This window comes from Rheinheimera sp. F8 (genome assembly GCF_001518915.1).
Window position 1 is genome coordinate 1,460,400 of sequence record NZ_CP013656.1, and the last position, 17,786, is coordinate 1,478,185.

15 protein-coding genes are annotated in these 17,786 nt (G+C 51.5%); 3 read left to right on the top strand and 12 right to left on the bottom strand.

What is annotated here, in order from left to right; translation table 11 throughout:
* Nucleotides 1–24: 24 nt before the first annotated feature.
* The 7 genes from ATY27_RS06685 to lptD form a co-directional block, all read right to left on the bottom strand.
* Nucleotides 25–2,037 carry a methyl-accepting chemotaxis protein gene (locus ATY27_RS06685; protein ID WP_208932063.1) on the bottom strand — a complete coding sequence of 671 codons (2,013 nt, stop codon included), beginning with the start codon at nucleotides 2,035–2,037 and terminating at the stop codon, nucleotides 25–27.
* Nucleotides 2,038–2,122: 85 nt separating this feature from the next.
* Nucleotides 2,123–2,935 (bottom strand): symmetrical bis(5'-nucleosyl)-tetraphosphatase, encoded by an 813-nt coding sequence (locus ATY27_RS06690; RefSeq protein WP_208932062.1) that lies wholly within the window; start codon nucleotides 2,933–2,935, stop codon nucleotides 2,123–2,125.
* Nucleotides 2,935–3,306 (bottom strand): Co2+/Mg2+ efflux protein ApaG, encoded by a 372-nt coding sequence (apaG, locus tag ATY27_RS06695; RefSeq protein ID WP_208932061.1) that lies wholly within the window; start codon nucleotides 3,304–3,306, stop codon nucleotides 2,935–2,937. Before apaG ends, ATY27_RS06690 begins: the two co-directional genes overlap by 1 nt.
* Nucleotides 3,303–4,148 (bottom strand): 16S rRNA (adenine(1518)-N(6)/adenine(1519)-N(6))-dimethyltransferase RsmA, encoded by an 846-nt coding sequence (gene rsmA / locus ATY27_RS06700; protein ID WP_208932060.1) that lies wholly within the window; start codon nucleotides 4,146–4,148, stop codon nucleotides 3,303–3,305. Before rsmA ends, apaG begins: the two co-directional genes overlap by 4 nt.
* Nucleotides 4,141–5,136 (bottom strand): 4-hydroxythreonine-4-phosphate dehydrogenase PdxA, encoded by a 996-nt coding sequence (gene pdxA, locus ATY27_RS06705; RefSeq protein WP_208932059.1) that lies wholly within the window; start codon nucleotides 5,134–5,136, stop codon nucleotides 4,141–4,143. The genes rsmA and pdxA overlap by 8 nt, the downstream gene beginning before the upstream one ends.
* Nucleotides 5,136–6,425: a peptidylprolyl isomerase SurA gene (surA, locus tag ATY27_RS06710; RefSeq protein WP_208932058.1), complete on the bottom strand. Its 1,290-nt coding sequence runs from the start codon at nucleotides 6,423–6,425 to the stop codon at nucleotides 5,136–5,138. Before surA ends, pdxA begins: the two co-directional genes overlap by 1 nt.
* 11 nt (nucleotides 6,426–6,436) lie before the next feature.
* The gene (gene lptD / locus ATY27_RS06715; RefSeq protein WP_244151363.1) at nucleotides 6,437–8,746 is read right to left on the bottom strand and encodes an LPS assembly protein LptD; all 2,310 of its coding nucleotides are present in this window, start codon (nucleotides 8,744–8,746) and stop codon (nucleotides 6,437–6,439) included.
* A 108-nt stretch (nucleotides 8,747–8,854) separates the two neighbouring features.
* Here lptD and ATY27_RS06720 point away from each other — a divergent pair, with 108 nt between their 5' ends.
* The 3 genes from ATY27_RS06720 to djlA are packed head-to-tail and all read left to right on the top strand — an operon-like array spanning nucleotide 8,855 to nucleotide 11,330.
* Nucleotides 8,855–9,868, top strand: coding sequence for a phosphotransferase (locus ATY27_RS06720; RefSeq protein WP_208932057.1), 1,014 nt, complete (start codon nucleotides 8,855–8,857; stop codon nucleotides 9,866–9,868).
* Entirely contained in the window at nucleotides 9,856–10,530 is a 675-nt protein-coding gene (murU, locus tag ATY27_RS06725) for an N-acetylmuramate alpha-1-phosphate uridylyltransferase MurU (protein WP_208932056.1), read from the top strand. Before ATY27_RS06720 ends, murU begins: the two co-directional genes overlap by 13 nt.
* A 2-nt stretch (nucleotides 10,531–10,532) precedes the next feature.
* Entirely contained in the window at nucleotides 10,533–11,330 is a 798-nt protein-coding gene (gene djlA, locus ATY27_RS06730) for a co-chaperone DjlA (protein WP_208932055.1), read from the top strand.
* Between the two features lie 11 nt (nucleotides 11,331–11,341).
* On the opposite strand, the gene ATY27_RS06735 is transcribed toward djlA, so the two are convergent.
* From ATY27_RS06735 to rapA, 5 genes are all read right to left on the bottom strand, one after another.
* Nucleotides 11,342–11,689, bottom strand: a complete 348-nt coding sequence (locus ATY27_RS06735; protein ID WP_208932054.1) for a DMT family protein — start codon at nucleotides 11,687–11,689, stop codon at nucleotides 11,342–11,344.
* A gap of 202 nt (nucleotides 11,690–11,891) precedes the next feature.
* Complete coding sequence (locus ATY27_RS06740) at nucleotides 11,892–12,668, bottom strand: DUF3530 family protein (protein ID WP_208932053.1); 777 nt, start codon at nucleotides 12,666–12,668, stop codon at nucleotides 11,892–11,894.
* Nucleotides 12,669–12,783: 115 nt separating this feature from the next.
* A complete protein-coding gene (locus tag ATY27_RS06745; protein ID WP_208932052.1) occupies nucleotides 12,784–13,845 on the bottom strand; it encodes an OmpA family protein in 1,062 nt (353 codons plus the stop codon).
* A 178-nt stretch (nucleotides 13,846–14,023) separates the two neighbouring features.
* Nucleotides 14,024–14,674: a bifunctional tRNA pseudouridine(32) synthase/23S rRNA pseudouridine(746) synthase RluA gene (rluA, locus tag ATY27_RS06750; protein WP_208932051.1), complete on the bottom strand. Its 651-nt coding sequence runs from the start codon at nucleotides 14,672–14,674 to the stop codon at nucleotides 14,024–14,026.
* Nucleotides 14,675–14,685: 11 nt separating this feature from the next.
* Nucleotides 14,686–17,598, bottom strand: a complete 2,913-nt coding sequence (gene rapA, locus ATY27_RS06755; RefSeq protein ID WP_208932050.1) for an RNA polymerase-associated protein RapA — start codon at nucleotides 17,596–17,598, stop codon at nucleotides 14,686–14,688.
* Between the last annotated feature and the right edge of the window lie 188 nt (nucleotides 17,599–17,786).

Consider the following 17,786-nt stretch of genomic DNA (forward strand, 5'->3'; position numbering starts at 1 on the left):
TCCTTTTTTAATCTTGATGTTCAATCAGACTTTAAATTGATCAACCGACAACCGCAGTTCTTCTGCCAGGCGTGCTACTTCATGGCTGGAGTCTGAGGTTTGCTCTGCACCAGAAGCCGTTTCCTCGGCGATATTGACGATTGATTCCAGCAGCTTGCTGATCTCATGCGATACCTGATTCTGTTCTTTCGCAGCATGAGAGATTTGCTCACTCATGTCATGAGCCATATGTACAGCATGGGTGATTGAATCTAACGCCTGATCAGCCACTTCAGTCTGCGCCACACAGTTTTCTGCCTGACGTCTACCTTTGTTCATCGCCTCAACTGCTGCATGCGCACCACTTTGCAGCACTTGAATCATCGCCTGAATTTCCTGCGTTGAGCTTTGTGTTTTACTGGCCAGTGACCGTACTTCGTCTGCAACTACCGCAAAACCGCGACCTTGTTCACCGGCCCGCGCTGCTTCGATTGCGGCGTTCAGCGCCAGTAAGTTGGTTTGCTCAGCGATACCACGAATTACATCGAGGATACTGCCAATCGAGGCGCTGTCCTGATGCAGTTTATTGATAACTTTGGAAGCCTGTTCAACTTCCTGTGACAACTGCAGAATGGTCTGTTTGTTGTTGGAGGAGATGCCTTTGACACGTTCTGCTTCTGCATCAGCGTGTTTGATTTCAGCCAGTGCATCGTTTGAACTTTGCAGTACACCTTGTGAAGTGCTGCTCATCTCGGTCGTTGCGGTCGCGGCCTGTGTGACCTGTGATTTCTGCTCACGGATCGCTGCGGTTGACTGTACAGTAATAGCAGAAGTCTGCTCTGAAGCTGCGGCTAATTGCGTTGACCGTGAAATGATACCCTGAATCAATTGACGCAAATTACCAATCACCTGATTACAGTTTCGCGCTAGTTCGCCAAATTCATCCTGCGCCGAATCGTCTAACTGTTTGGTCAAATCTCCAGATGCAACCACGCCCAGAATCGCATTCACTTTACCCAGCGGTGTGGTGATGCTGTTACGCGTCCACAATGCGATTGCAGCAGCTGCAACGAAGGAGAAAGCCATGACGCCAAAAATCAACACAATAGCACTGGAGACGCTAGACTCTGATTCTTCCTGAATCTCGCCTGCAGCTTCACGGGCTTTAGTCAGCAGTTTACTGAGAGCTGCACTTGCGTCTGTCGTTTGTTGTTCAGCTGTTGCCAATAATTTCGCGGCTGAAGCTTCTGCCGCTAATTTATTCGATTTTAAAGCCAGAATTCCATCTTCAGCGGTGAGTAATTCATTGATAGTGGTAATTTTTTCGTCTAAATCAGCCACCATATCAACAGCACCACCGGCTTCGGCTTTGATGATTGCCATCTTCGCCACGATATCCGTCATCCGGTTTTTAATCTCATTGCTGAGCGTTTCTGAGGTATTAGCTGCATTAGTCCGGGTTAAATCCACCACAGTACTCACCATCGAGTTCATGCTGGTCTCGAGGACAGAAGCGGCTTCGGCAGCTTTCGGGAAACGACGACTGACATCCCGCACATCACTGAAATCAAGGATTAACGAAGCAGAATCGTCAGCGTTACTTTCTAAATCACCCAGTTTGCTGTTGATTGAATCGCGCAGTGACAGTGATTTTTTCAGCTGAGCAAACAGATTATTGCTGGTTGGAATAAATTCGTCGTATTGACCAGTAACGTCTTTGAAGCTTGCGGCGAGAACGGGTTCATTACCAACCACAGACTGAAGATTTTTTGCAGCGGCATCATACGCATCTTTTTCTGCAGCAAATGCTGTTTCAAAAGCCGTTATTTTTTTCACTTCATCGGTATAAAACGCCTGCAAAGTGATTTTACTCATGATCACGAATTCACTTTTCAGCGTGGCGCTGTTCTCCAGTGCCGGGATCGAAATGGTATTTACCTGGCTTGTTGAATCACTGATATTGTTCAGGCTGGAGTAGGAGGTAAGGCCGATAATCAGTAACAACACTGATATCACACCAAAGCCGCCGATGATGCGCAATGCAACGGTTAACTTCATATGGAACTCCCAACGGGTTGGTCAACAATCGCCTTCAACAGCTTCCATGCAATTGTTCGGGATCGGTATGGATAAAACCCAATTATTATAGTCTTTTTTCGTAGCCGGCAACACTAAAACGCTGTTGAGATTCAATACAATAGCATGTGAGAGCCTGCCCCCAGACACAACCTGTGTCCAGTGCGTGAATTCCCGAAACAGGGGAATAACCCTGTAACGCAGCCCAATGACCAAAAAAGATCGTTGGATGTGTCCTATCAGACCAGAAATCAAACCAAGGGGTCAACAGCGGATTATCTGATAATTCGCCTTTCTGCCGCAGTTCGAGCCTGCCATCGGCAAAACAGTAGCGCATCCGGCTGCAACTATTGATAGTAAACCGGAATTTTTCAGCAGTTGTCTTGGAGTCTGACCATAGATCCGGGGTGTTGCCATACATCTGTGCATACAGACTGACCGGGTCAGTCCGCAGCTGCTGCTCGACGGCATGGCAGGCCTGCAGTGCAGTATCAATGTTCCACTCAGGTGCAAGCCCGGCATGGACCAGCAGTAATTGCTCGGTCTCATTGTAATGAATAAGTGGTTGTTGCTGTAACCAGTGTGCAAGTTCGGACAGATCGGGGGCCTGGAGTAACGCTTCAAGTTGGTCTGCCGGGCTGACCCGGCCATAACCGTGTAAGCTCGCCAGAAAGTTCAGGTCATGATTGCCAAGCACTGTGATCGCTGAAGCACCAAGGTTTTTGACAAAACGCAAAGTTTCCAGAGATTTTGGGCCGCGCGCAATCAAATCACCGCAGAACCATAGTTGATCCTGAGTCGGGTCAAATTGGATTAAAGCCAGCAGCTGCTGCAGCTGGTCAAAGCAGCCCTGTACATCCCCAATGACATAACGGGCCATTAATTCAGCACGTTAGGGACTGCAAGGCGGAACAGTGGGATCGGCGCTTCAAATTCGCTGCCATCCGTAGTTTGCATCTCGTAGTGGCCCTGCATAGTACCGACCGGCGTTTCCAGCACTGCTCCGCTGGTGTAGGTGTAGCTGGACCCTGGCGCCAGTTCCGGTTGCTCGCCGACCACACCATCACCGCGTACTTCAGTATTTTTGCCGTTTGCATCGGTGATCGACCAGTAGCGACGCAATAATTTGACTGCTGAGCCCGATTCATTGCGGATCGTGATGGTATAGGCGAAGACAAAACGTTCCGCCTCGGCATCGGACTGGCCCGCGATGTAAAACGTCTCGACGCTGATTGGGATTTGGTAAATCACAACACTTCTCCGTCGTTACTGACTGCAACTCCCATCGCATCGGGTTGTTGTGCCAGCCACTGGGCGACGCGGATAAACTCGCCGACCGACAACTGTTCTGGCCGCAGACCCGGATTGATGCCCAGTGCTTCGATATCGGCAGCAGTTGCAAAGTTACTGAAACAGTTCCGCAGTGTTTTGCGTCTTTGGTTAAAGGCTTCCAGACACACCCGGTTTAACACAGCGACCGGTACGTCGGCGCGTTCTGCGACCGGTTTTGGAATGAGGCGGACTACTGCAGAGTCAACCTTCGGCGCAGGTTTAAATGCACCGGGGCCTACTTCCACCACCGGAATGGCCTGGCAGAAAAACTGGGTCATGACACTGAGCCGGCCGTAGGTTTTACTGCCGTGTCCGGCTGTCATTCGTTCCACCACTTCTTTTTGCAGCATAAAATGCATGTTTTCGATGCAGTCGGCAAAATCAAACAGGTGAAACAGCAGAGGCGTGGAAATGTTGTATGGCAGGTTGCCAAATACTTTTAATTTGCCGTTTTGCGGCATCAACTGACTGAAATCAAATTTCATTGCATCCGTTTGATAAATAGTTAGTTTATCAGCCAGCGTCGGATGTTCCCGCAGGCGCTGCGCCAAATCCCGGTCCAGCTCGACGACGGTCAGATGGCCACAACGTTCAGCGACAGGTTCAGTTAATGCACCCAAACCTGGACCGATCTCTACCAGATGCTCACCCGGCTTTGGCGCTATCGCTTTGACAATGCGTTCAATCACAGCCGGATCATGCAGGAAGTTCTGGCCAAATCTTTTACGGGCCTGATGCCCCATGTGTACTTTATCAGTCATGTTGTGCTTTTGATTGAGTCGCTAAAAAAATGGCCTGGTCCAGCGCATGCTGGAAACTGCCGGGATCTGCCAGACCTTTGCCGGCGAGGTCCAATGCAGTGCCGTGATCGACCGAGGTGCGGATCAAAGGCAGCCCAAGGCTGATATTGACCGAACGGCCGAAACCTTTGTGTTTCAGCACCGGTAGGCCCTGATCATGATACATCGCCAGAACTGCGTCGGCGTTATCGAGATATTTACTTTGAAACAAGGTGTCGGCCGGCAACGGTCCAATCAGGTCCATGCCTTCCGCCCTAAGTTCATCCAAAGCCGGCCGGATCACGTCGATTTCTTCCCGGCCGAGATGGCCATCTTCGCCGGCGTGTGGATTGAGTCCACAGACATAAATGCGTGGATTGGCGATGGCAAACTTCTGTTGTAAATCCTGATGCAGGATCCGGGTGACTTGCAGTAAACGTTCGCGGGTGATGGCTTTGGCAACATACGCCAGTGGAATGTGCGTCGTGACCAAGGCCACACGCAAGCCTTCCGTTGCCAGCATCATCACGACATAAGGCGTATTGGATTGCAGGGCGAAAAATTCGGTGTGACCACTAAAAGGAATACCTGACTTGTTGATAATGCCTTTGTGTACCGGACCTGTAACAATGGCGTCAAACTGCTTTTGCATCGATTGCTGACCGGCAAAAGTCAGCGTATCGACCACGTAGCGGCCATTATTTTCATTCAGCACGCCGGGTTCAACTGGCTGAGCCAAGGCAAAAGGCGCAATGGTCAGCGTGCCGGCGCGTTGAGGCTGCGGTGGCAGGTCAGCCTGGTAGGGCAGTAACTGCAACGGCAGACCAATGAGCTTTGCCCTGTCCAACAACAACGATGGATCGGCGCAAACCACCAGCTCAGCTGGCCAGTCCTGCTGTGCCAGCTGAATGATCAGATCCGGACCAATGCCGGCAGGTTCGCCCGGTGTGACGCCAATCCGTAACGTCATTATTTATCTGCCAATACTTCGATGAAGGCTTCGTCGCGGATCTCACGCAGGAAGTTGCTGGATTCCTCGTTGAAGCGGCGGTTATAAATCATCCGCGTGACTTGTTCACGTTTTTTCTCGGCAGTGGCGTCTACGGTGCGGCGGTCCATCAACTGTACGATGTGCCAGCCGTGTTCGGTGCGGAACGGTTCGCTGAGCTGATCTTTTTTCAGCGATTTTAAAGTATCGCGGAATTCAGGAACAAACACGTTTGGATCAGCCCAACCCAGTTCGCCGCCTTTTAAACGTGAACCCGGATCTTCTGAATTTTCTTTGGCGAACTTGGCGAAATCCGCTTTACCCGCTTTAAAATCAACGGCAAATTTCGCCAGCATATTTTTAGCTTTTTCTTCACTGACAATGATCGATGGCTTGATTAAGACATGGCGCGAAGAAATTTCTTCGAATTCAACCACGTTAGCGCCTTTGATATCAAAGATGGTCAGAATGTGGAAACCAGCACCTGAACGCAGCGGTCCAATCAGATCCTTTTTCTTTTTGCCACGCACCTGGTCGGCGAACAAAGTTGGCATTTCATTGATATTCATCCAACCCATATCACCGCCTTCCAGCGCAGTTTCAGCAGACGAAGATGCAATGGCGATTTTTTTGAAATCGCTGCCGCCGCGCAACAATTCCATCACTTTGGCTGCTTTGCTTTCCGCATCTTTGATCTGTTCTTCGCTCGGCTGGCCTGGCAGTGCCAGTAAAATATGGCCGATGTTGTATTGTTCGTTACTGGCGCCTTGTTGTTCCATCATTTTGGTCAGCGTATCAATCTCTTGCGGGCTGACATAAATGCGGCGTTGTACGTTGGCACGCAGCACTTCACCTGTGGTGATTTCTTCGCGCAACCGCTCACGGAACAGCTCGTAGCTGCCTTCTTCCCGCACGACCTGAGCACGGAATTGCTCAACAGAGACTTTTTGTTCCCGGGCGATGTTTTCGATGGTCTGATCGAGCTGCGCATCGGTAATTTGCAGGCCCATCCGTTTCGCCACCTGCAGCTGCAGGCTGTTCATGATTAAACGTTCCAGGGCTTGCACCTGTAAGGCCGAATCAGAAGGTAAGGTCTGGCCTTGTTTGGCTGCGTTCTTTTTCACGCGGGCGACCATGTCGCGTACTTCAGTTTCCAGAACGACACTATTGTTGACGATCGCGGCTACGGCATCGACTTTGGTTTCGACGGCCTGGCAATTCAACATGACACAAGTGGTCAGAGTCGCGGCAATCAGCTGTGTTAACTTCATAATTTTCCAGTCTAATTATTTAATAAATAGGGACGGCGATAACCAAAGACCCCAGTGGACAGCATGTCCGACACGTTAAAACCGGCACTATCCCCAAACCCTTTTAACACAAACTGCAACGCAATGCCGCTGTCGAGTTTGAACGGGGAGTTGATATTGTTGATCGGCAAATCCAGATTGGTCTCAATTTGCCGGCGGGCGATCAGCCGGACTGCCCAGCAGCAGGATTCATACTGCAATCCGACGTTGGCTTCAATCATCCGGTCATTGTGTAAATCGCGATAATAGCTGCCAACCAGCTGCCATTGATTATTCAGCGGCATGGTACCCAAGGCACCTAACTGCTCAATCTCGTTGCCTGAGACATAGCGGCTGTAGCGATGGTTCAACTGCAGCAGATTTTTATCATCAGCACGGTAATCCAGCGACACGTTACTTTTAATCACCCGCTTAGTTTTCGAATCATACTGTACGCCGTTGTTTAAAAACCAGCGTTGCTGAAAATGCAGCACAGATTCAGCAGCAAAGATCGATTCGGTGGCAGCGATCGGTTGATTGTTGTCGAGATTTTTCCCATCCGGCGTTGCCAGAAACAGGATTTGGCCGAGGCTGAAACGGAAACGCTCAGTATCAAATTCGTCATAGATCCGCGTCGTCGCACCGAGCGTCAGCTGGTTCGAATCGTTGATCCGATCCAGGCCGGAGAAACGGTTTTGCCGGAACAACCCGTAGTAGTCATCTTGCAGCCGTGCCGTATCGTATTGCCAGATTTGGCTCTGGTCACGGTATGGGATGTACAGGTACTGGATTTGTGGTTCCAGCGTCTGTAACGACGACTGACCAAACCAACGCGCGTCACGTTCAAAATTCAGTTTACCGTTCAGCTGTACTTTCGGCAGATGCCGTTCGGTATCTTCAGCCACCAATGCCAGTTCTGGCGGTAATGTGGCCAGATCGGTGCGGCGTTTTTGCTGGTAAAACGTCGACATCAGACCGGTTTCGAGCTGTAGCTCATAGGCCGGCGTCACATAAGGCAACCGTAATGTGGGTTCCAGATGCAACCGATCGGCTTGTTTAATCGGCGCGTTGTCATTGGCAAAATGGGAATACTGACTGTGCCAGCTGAATTCAACGCCGGCGGGCAGTTGTAGCGGGCGTGCTGATTGTAAATCCCATTGCGGCAGCGCCGCGTAGGAGTATGTATCAGCATAATTACCCAAAATTTCAAAGCCTTGCAATCTGATATCTGAACGCACGTCTGCACCAAAATAACTCAGGCTTGCTTGACGATTTAGCTGCGTATCGCTCTGATTATTAAAATCGGAGCCAAGTTCACTTAAATAACCATCATCGCTGACATCGGTAAAGTCGACCTGCGCGCGCCAATTATCGGCAAAATCAGAACGATGTTCGACATGGCTCAGGTAACGACTGCCAAAACCGGCGGGTTTATCCTGGTCATCCGGCAAAAATTCCAGCTGTAGTTTGCCGCTGTCCTGTGCTGTCAGATAGCGGAACTCGGTTTTCAGTTGAGTGCCACGTTCGCTCATGTAGCGTGGCGTGATGGTGGCGTCGTAGTTGTCGGCCAGATTCAGATAATACGGCAGCTGTAAATCCACGCCCAGTTTTTGCGAGCTGCCAAACTTCGGAATTAACAGACCAGATTTGCGCTGATTACTGACCGGGAAGGTCATATATGGCAAATACAACACCGGCACGCCTTTGATTTTGACCACCGAATTCCAGGCTTCGCCCCAGCCATCATCGGCATTGAGCTGGATATCTTCAGCTTCCAGTGCCCAGCCGTTGTCGCCATCCGGACAGGTGGTAAAGCTGGCTTCTTTTAAGGTGACCTGTTCGCTGGACGCCTGCATTTCCTTTGCATAACCCCGGCCAGCCTGGCTGATAAAGCGGTAGTCGGCATCGGTCATGGTGGCATTGTTGTCGTTGACACGCGCACTGAACGAACTGCTACTGACTTTGAGTTGTGGGCTGTAATAACTAATGCCGCCGTCAGCGAACATATGTTGCTCAGCTTTGGAAAAAGTCGCACTGGGCGCGCTTAATAAGGTATCGCGGTGCGTCAGCTCGACACCGTCACTGAATACAGCACTTTGGTTATCGTTCAGTCTGACTTTGCCGGAAAATATCCGCAGGTTGTTATCATTTTTATCCAGTTGCGCCAGCCGCTCGGGCAACGTCAGTGTAGGGTAACATTGCCTGACCGGCTCAGCAGCAAGCGCCAGACCCGGAAGTCCGAACATCAGCAGGTACAAGGCATGGTATTTCATCCGGCGTTCCAAAAAGTTGCTCTGTTCCATCAGGCCACAGCTGACCTGTGTGCAAAAAGAGGGCCTGTATGATAAATCAATTTTCGCCGCTCGGCTAATCCGTTATAGTGCGGCTTTTGCCCGGTTTGGAGTGCTCAGGTGGCGGAAAGGTTGTCACAAATTCAGAATTTTTTACAGCAGTATCAGGCTGACAGCCCTATACAGTTTCACGCGATCAGTGGCGACGCCAGTTTCCGGCGTTATTTCCGCGTACTAAATGATACCGCACATTGGGTATTAATGGATGCGCCGCCGGCGTTGGAAGATAGTCAGCGCTTCATGGCTGTGGCAAATGCATTGGCTGCTGCCGGTCTGCAAGTGCCGGCGGTACTGACTTCGGATCCGGCTGCCGGCCTGGTGTTATTGCAGGATCTGGGCGATGACTTATTGCAATTTAGCCTGAATGCACAAAATGCAACTGACTGGTATCGTCAGGCGTTGCGGTTATTACCCATGATGCAGACAGTCACGGCCACCTCGCAAGGCCCGTTGCCACAATTTGACCGCGCCTTTGTGTTGCGGGAACTGCAAATTTTCCTCGACTGGTTTTTACCGGTACATTTGCAAATCACGCTGGATGCTACAACCAGCCAGATGCTAAACAGTACTTTTGAACGGATCGCGGATGAAGTACTGGCGCAACCGCAAGCGGGCATGCACCGCGATTTTCATAGCCGCAATCTGATGATCCAGCCCGATCAATCGCTGGCGGTGATTGATTTTCAGGACGCCGTTGTCGGTCCTGTTTGCTATGACGCCGTGTCTCTACTACGGGATTGTTATCTGCGCTGGCCGGATGCATTGGTGGCGTCCCTGCGTGATGAGTTTTATCTGCTGTTACAGCAACACAACCGCGTGAGCGCCGACTACTCGCTGGTGCAATTTCGCCGGGCGTTTGACTGGACCGGCCTGCAACGTCACCTGAAAGTTTGTGGTATTTTTGCGCGCCTCTACCATCGTGATGGCAAAGCCGGTTATCTGGCCGATTTGCCACGAGTGGTTGGTTATGTTCGCGATATTGCAGCTATTTATCCGGAACTGACCGAATTTAGCCAGTGGTTTGACTCAGTCGTGCTAGCGCGGTTTGCTGAGGTCAGTGCATGCGCGCAATGATTCTGGCTGCCGGCCGTGGCGAGCGGATGCGGCCTTTAACCGATCACTTGCCAAAGCCGCTGTTGCCGGTAGGCGACCGGCCATTGATTGAACATCATCTGCTGGCGCTGAGCCATGCCGGAATTCAATCGGTGGTGATTAATCATGCCTGGCTTGGCAAAAAAATCGAAGCCAGGCTTGGTGATGGCCGGCAGTTTGGCCTTGATATTGTTTATTCGCCAGAAGGTGAGACCGGGCTGGAAACGGCAGGTGGGATCCGCTTGGCGTTACCGCTGCTGGGGGATGCGCCGTTTCTGGTGGTGAATGGCGATGTATTGACTGATTTCCCATTTAGCCGACTGCTGCATGCGTTAGCGCCGGATAAAATGGCGCATCTGGTGCTGGTGCCCAATCCGCCACAGCATCCGCAAGGCGACTTTGCGCTGCAGCAAGATTACGCCTGCGTCGACGGTCCGGTTAAATATACTTTTAGTGGTATTGCGCTGTACCGGCCGGAGTTTTTCCATGATGTACCACCGGGTGCACAAAAACTGGCGCCGTTTTTACGGGCTGCGATGCAGCGTGGCGAGATCACCGCCGAGTTGTATCAGGGTTATTGGGCCGACATTGGCACACCACAGCGTCTGGCAGAGGCTGATTTTCATTTTCGCAGCAGGAGCTGAATATGTGGGGTAAATTACTGGGCGGTTTGTTTGGCCTGGCGATGTTTAAAATTCCGGGCCTGATTATCGGCATTTTTATTGGCCATTGGTTTGACCGCAGTATGCGCCAGCAGTTTGAGCAAGCCGGTGGATTCAATGGCTTCAAACGCGATCAGAGCGAAGCGCAAGGCTTGTTTATGTTCAGCACTTTTGCGGTGATGGGGCATCTGGCGAAAGCTGATGGCGTTGTCACCACGGCGCACATCGACAAAGCGGTGGCGTTTATGCAACAGCTGGGGTTAGGACCGCAGCAACAGCAGGAAGCACAGCGGGCTTTTCGTGAAGGCAAAGATAGTCAGTTTCCATTGCAACAGCAGTTGCAGTCGTTGCGTCAGGCATATCGCTGGCGACCTGATTTGCTGCAGATGTTTCTGGAGATCCAGATTTCAGTGGCTTATGTCGATGGCCGGTTAAGTGATATCGAACTGAAACTGCTGCAACAAGTGGCTGCAGCACTGGCGATTTCGAACACCCGTTTACAATATCTGCTCGGCAGATACGAAGCTGAATCACGTTTTTCGCGGCGGCCTACCCAGCAAGCGCCTGCCGCCGATGCGCTGGCCGATGCTTATCAACTGTTAGGTGTTGCGCCGGACTGTAGTGAGGCCGAACTGAAAAAAGCTTATAAAAAACAAATGTCACAGCATCATCCGGACAAACTGATGTCACAAGGCTTGCCGAAAGAAATGCTGGAGCTGGCCAATCAGAAAACTCAGCAAATCCAGGCGGCATACGAGCTGTTAAAACAACATCGCAGCTGAGCCTGGCCGGCTCAGCTTTTGTAATAAAACATAAAATATACCGCGCCCAGCAGACAAACCCCGGCATAAACATAATTCAGCTTAAACGGCTCTTTCATATACAACACGGCAAACGGGATAAACACCGCGAGCGTGATCACTTCCTGCAAAATTTTTAACTGCGCCAGACTCAGTACCTGCGAACCAATGCGGTTCGCCGGCACCATCAGCATGTACTCAAAAAACGCAATGCCCCAAGACACCAGAATGGCGGTTAGCAATGCGGATGATTTCAGGTGTTTCAGATGGCCATACCAGGCAAATGTCATGAAGATATTGCTCAGAACCAGCAAGCCGATGGTAGTCAAAACCGGAGACATTGATATTCCTTTGATCACTGAATTATTCTCAGTTTACCGGGCGGTCAGGTAATTTGCATTTGGCATTTGCTGAACCACCGTTTCGGTGACAGGCGATGCTTGTGTTGTATGGATTCAAGGCAACGATCAGCAAGAATTAGGATGCTGTGTGCCAGAATCTGCCAGCAAATAAAGCGTTTTGAAAATAGTTAGCCGACATCTGTTAATAGCCGATGTAACGCAGCCAACCGAGGATCTCCCCGCCGAGCCAAGGGTGATCCTGTTCCACAGAGCCCGGCAACAGCCGTTGCCGGTAAATTTCTTTGATATGTTTGCGTACCAGCTGCAAGCGAAGGGCTCCACTGTTGCGGGCGAAACCATTGTCGATTTGTGGTAATAAATCCAGTGTCGGCACTTTGTGCTGACTGATTGCCTCTGCAACTTGTTCATTTAACGCGACGTCCTGCATCGCGGCACCGATTAACACTAATGCCTGTGGCGGACTAAGTTCTTCATTTTTGTACAGATTGTTCAACAAGGCGCCGCTGTGACCGAGGCCGATCACGACGATAGTGCCGGGTTTAGCTTCGGCCTCCTGCATGACCACTTTGAGTCGTTCCAGCAGTTGTAGCTGGTAGGCCTGCAGGTTTTCCATACTGGGGTCACTCACGCCAGGCGGTACCATCATCGCCATCGTATTCCAGCCAAAATCAATCAAGTAGTTTCTCAGGTACTCAACAGCCCGTGGACTGGCGGCATGCTGCGACCAGTCAGGGACTAAGATCACAGTGCCTTTGACAAAAGGTGTCATCGCCGTGCGTTGTAAAGTTAAAAAGGATTGTTGGTCGGATTTCAGCGCATTGATTTGTTTGGTGGCAAGCTGGCGTTGTAAATCTGCGGCAGTTTGTTGTTCATCCCATAACGCAGCCTCCGCTTTGAGCAGAAATGGCAGACATAACAGCAGGATACTCAGGGAAAAACAGGAGAAGGCTCGCAACATCGTAAATTCCGCCGGACTTGAGATTAATGTCAGTATCGGCCACATTTCGCCGCACTATAGTGCTGGCAGAAAAAACAAAGCCACCCGAAGGTGGCTTTGTCAGCAGTAAAACGAATTAACGTTGTACGGCTTCTTTCACAGATGCAGTCACAGTCGCTTCGATACGACGGTTGATTGCATGAGCGGCTTTTGAGCTGCCTGCAGCTTTTGGTTTGGTGATACCGTAACCAACTGCTTTCACGCGGCTGCGTTCGATGCCGTAGTTGCTGACCAGAACGTCTGCAATGGCGTCAGCACGACGTTGTGACAGCGCCAGGTTGTAAGCCGGAGTACCAACGTTAGACGCATGACCACCGATTTCTACATCAGTGTTCGGGAAGCGTTTCAGGAAGGTTGCCAGTTTTTCGATCTCTGCATGGTATTGCTCTTTCACGACAGAAGAGTCGTTATCAAACTGAGCATTCAGCGCGATGCTGACTGAGTTTTCAGTGAAGATTGAACAACCGACAGTGTCTACTTTGTCAGTGATTGGCGTGTTAGCGCACTGATCTTTATCGTCTGTTACACCGTCCTGATCGGCATCACCAATGACCGGTGCTGGCGCTGGAGCTGGCTCTGGCGCAGGTGCTGGTTCTGCGGCAGGAGCAGCGCCGAAGTTGTAGGTCAGACCTACTTTCACGCCATGATCGCCAAACGCTTTGCTGATACCCTGGTAACGGTTTGCTTCAACGAAGAAAGCAACTTCGTCAGTGACGAACATGTTCACACCCATACCGATGTTGGCAGCAGATGCTGAACGGCCAGTGGTGTAGTTTTTGATACCACCCACGAAGTACAGCGGCAGGCTGTCAACGTGGTAAACCAGGTCCATACCAACGCGGTTGCCTTTGATATCGGCGTCAGAGAATTCTGATTCCAGATCCTGGCGAACATATTCTGCGCGGATGCCCCAGCTTTCGCTGATACGGTAACCGATGTTCAGGCCAGTGCCGTTGCCGTTGTTCTGACCTTTCCAGTCTAATGATTTAGTTTTGTCGTTGTCCGGTGCGTAGTGCTCCCAGAACACAGAACCGTAAACCCGATCTTGTAATTCAGCAGCAGTAGGGGCGGCTGATGCTACAGCAGTCATCAGGGGTAAAGCTGCCAGAACGGCAATTGCGCTAGTTTTCAGTTTCATCCATATCTCCTTAGGGGTTTTTCCAACGCGCTAATTTTATTTGATTTGTTTAGATTAAACAAATTTACTGTTGTTTTGCTGAACAAAAACATCTCTTTGTTGTCAGCGCAACACGCGTCAGCGGGGTCATGCTAACCGCTGAAGATGAATCTGCGGTTAACACTTGGGTACTTTGTATTCAGAATGGTGCCGGTGACCGAAACTCCAGCCATTGGCCTGTCAGCGGATGGCGTAGCCCCAGCATTGCTGCATGCAGCTGTAAACGTTCAGTTTTTTCGTCCGGCGCCGAGCCATAAAATTTGTCACCACAAATCGGATGCCCCAACCACTGCATATGTACCCGCAGTTGGTGCGAGCGGCCGGTGACCGGCGTCAGTCGCACGCGCGTGGCGTTCTCTTCATAACCGATGTTTTCAAATAGAGTCTGGGCTGGTTTGCCCCGGCTGAAACAAACCATTTGTTTTGGCCGGTTTGGCCAGTCACAAATCAGCGGCAGGTCAACGGTGCCGGCCTGCGTCTGTAACCGGCCTTCGAGTCTGGCAATATAATGTTTTTGCGTTTGCCGACGCTCAAACTGCCAGTTCAGCTCGCGTTGCGCATCCAGAGTCAGCGCCATCACTAACAAACCGGATGTGGCCATATCGAGCCGGTGTACTGTACGTGCCGTCGGGAACACCCGTTGCACGCGCAACTGCAAACTATCCTGATGTTCCAGCGCTTTGCCGGGTACTGACAACAAGCCGCTGGGTTTATTCAGGACCAGCAGCGCCTCATCCTGATACAGGATGTCCAGATAAGGTGTTTGCGGCGGCCGGTACTCCAGCAACATGTCCGTGTGGCCTAATCGTGACTGACGACGATGACGCGGATCGCATCAAAGCGCAGACGTGCTTTACCAATGTATTGATCCAGCTGCTGTTGTTTATCCGCGAGGTGGGCAATTTCTTCCGGCCGTACCAGCGGGTTGATTTTTGCCAGCGCCTGTAACCGGTCTTGTTGCGCCTGCAACTGGTTATGCATATTGCGCAAAGCTTCTTGTTGCAGTTGTTTTAACTGCACATCGGCATAGGCTTCGGCTTTGGCCAGCAGCGGGTGGATTGTGCTTTGCAGCGCGCCGACCAGTTTACTGGCAGTTTGGCGGCCGACCGGTTTGAGCTGACGGTTAAAGTTGTCAAACGGCACATTCGGCGCCAGATTCTTGCCGGTTTTTTCCAGCAACAAGCGAATGGGTGTGGGTGGCAGATAGCGCCCCAGTTGCAGTTCCGCCGGTGCAGACGCTTCGACCAGATAAATACATTCGACAAAAAATGTCGCTGCCGGAAGTTGCTTGTTATGCAGCAATGCGGCCGCGCTGTTGCCCATCGTGTCTTGTGTGACAATATCCAAAGTGCCCTGAACCATCGGGTGATCCCAGCTCAGGAACTGAATATCTTCCTGCGCCAGTGCTGTGGCCCGATCAAAAGTGACGGTAATGCCATCTTCGTCCAGCATCGGGTAATGACCTTGCAGATGCTCTGAAGGCGTCAGCACAATGCTGGTGTCACTGCGGTCATCCTGCTGTACACCGAGCAAATCCCAGGCTTTGAGCATATACAGCGGCAGAATAGTGGCGTCGTCCTGTAAGCGGACTTGTTCGACTAACTGTTGCGCCTGGCCGCGGCCACTGGAGTTCAGTTCCAGCAGTTGGTCCCGGCCTTGTTCCAGCTGTTGTTTCAGCTGTAAGTTCATCTCACGACTATCTGCCAGCAGGTTGCTGACTGCTGCCGGATCTGGCGTTGATTGCGCCAACAGTGGTAACAGCCGTTCACGCATCTGTTGATAGACGGCGCCACCGGTCTGGCAGGTCGCATCAAACGCGCCTAAACCCTGGTGATACCAGTCCAGTAACACTTGCTGCGGTTGGTCGATGAAATACGGCAGATGGATTTGGATATCCTGCGTCTGACCAATCCGGTCGAGCCGGCCGATCCGTTGTTCCAACAAATCAGGGTTCAACGGCAGATCAAACAACACTAAGTGGTGGGCAAACTGGAAGTTGCGGCCTTCGGAGCCGATTTCCGAGCAGATCAGCGCCTGCGCACTTTGATCATCTTGCGCAAAATATGCGGCCGCTTTATCGCGGTCAAAAATCGACATGCCTTCGTGGAATACTGCAGCGCGGATGCCTTCTTTCACCCGCATCGCTTCTTCCAGTGCAATGGCGATGTCGGCATGGGCACAAATCACCAGAAACTTTTTGTATTTGTGTTGTTTAATCAGTGCAATCACCGCTTCAACACGCGGGTCAAACTGCCACCAGCTGGTTTTACTGCCTTCAAATTCCTGGTAAATCCGCTCGGGGAACAACAGCGTTTTCGCTTTGAATTCGTCGGTCTGGTTGGCCATAAAACTGAGCTGCACTTTGATGGCATTCTGATATTGCTCCGGCAGCGGCAAGCCAATGAACTGTGGCTGACGCTGCGGGAAACCGGCAATAGCGGCGCGGGTGTTGCGAAACAGGATGCGGCCGGTGCCGTGGTGGTCCAGCAACAGACTCAATAGCGCATCGATGGCGGCATCGCGCTCGCTGCCGGTGTCCGCAGATTTAAGCAGCGACAAGTGCGCGCTGATATCGGTTTCCTGTAACAACTGTTGCAGCTGCGCGGCAGTGTCACCCGATAATGGCGCTTCCTGCTGTAGTGCACGCGCCAATGTCGCAATCGCTTTATATTGCTGTTCTTCTGCGACAAAGGCCTGGTAATCATAAAAACGGTTGGGATCGAGCAGACGCAGCCGGGCAAAATGACTCTGATGACCCAGCTGATCCGGTGTTGCCGTCAGCAGAATCACGCCCGGAGTGTCTTGGGCCAGCGTTTCAATGCGCTGATATTCGGTGCTCGCTGCTGCTTCACTCCAGGTCAGGTGATGCGCTTCGTCAACGACCAGCAAATCCCAGTGTGTTTCAGCGGCCGCTTCAAAGGCGGCTTTTTTCCGCGTCAGAAAGTCGAGGCTCAGCAGTACCAGCTGTTCGGTTTCAAATGGATTGCCACCGTCGGCGGTGGCTTCTGTCAGGCGTTCGTCATCAAAAATGGCAAACTTCAGATTAAAGCGCCGTAGCATTTCAACCAGCCACTGATGTTGCAGCGATTCCGGCACGACTATCAATACACGGCTGGCAAGGCCCGACAGCAGTTGCTGGTGGATGATAAGGCCAGCTTCGATGGTTTTGCCGAGGCCTACTTCGTCTGACAGTAACACCCGTGGTGCATGACGCTGCGACACTTCATTGGCGATATGCAATTGATGCGGGATCAGGCTTAAACGGCCGCCGACCAGACCGCGTTGCGGATTTTGTTGTTGCTGATGCAGATGTTGCCAGCTGTGGTAACGCAGCGTGAACCAGTCAAAGCGGTCAATCTGACCAGTAAACAGCCGGTCCTGTGGCGAACTGAAACTGATGAAATGGTCGAGAAAGGTTTCGCGCAGACTAACCGCTTCACCGGTGTCAGTGCGCTCACCATGGTAAACCAGCGTTTGATTCACTTCTTCAATCCGTTCGATGACGAGACTGAATTCCTGCGCACTTTTCACCGTATCACCCGGATTAAACTGTACGCGGGTCAGCGGCGCTTCGCTCATGGCATACAGCCTGGTTTCGCCACTGGCGGGGAACAACATGGTCACCATCCGGCCATCAATACCGACAACGGTGCCTAAACCTAAGTCCGATTCCGCGTCGCTGATCCAGCGTTGTCCAAGGGCAAATTTCATCATTATCCGGGTCACTCTGCAAAGGGGGCGCTATGGTACTGAAAATCCGGACAAACTGCATCCGCCTGGCCGGGAATTTTTCTGCACCGTCTGAGTCACAAATGAAAAGCGTTGTATCGTCATGAGATTGTCATCCGGTACAAGGATTCTTGATCTAAATTACATAAGAACCCGCCGGGTTTTTTCATCCG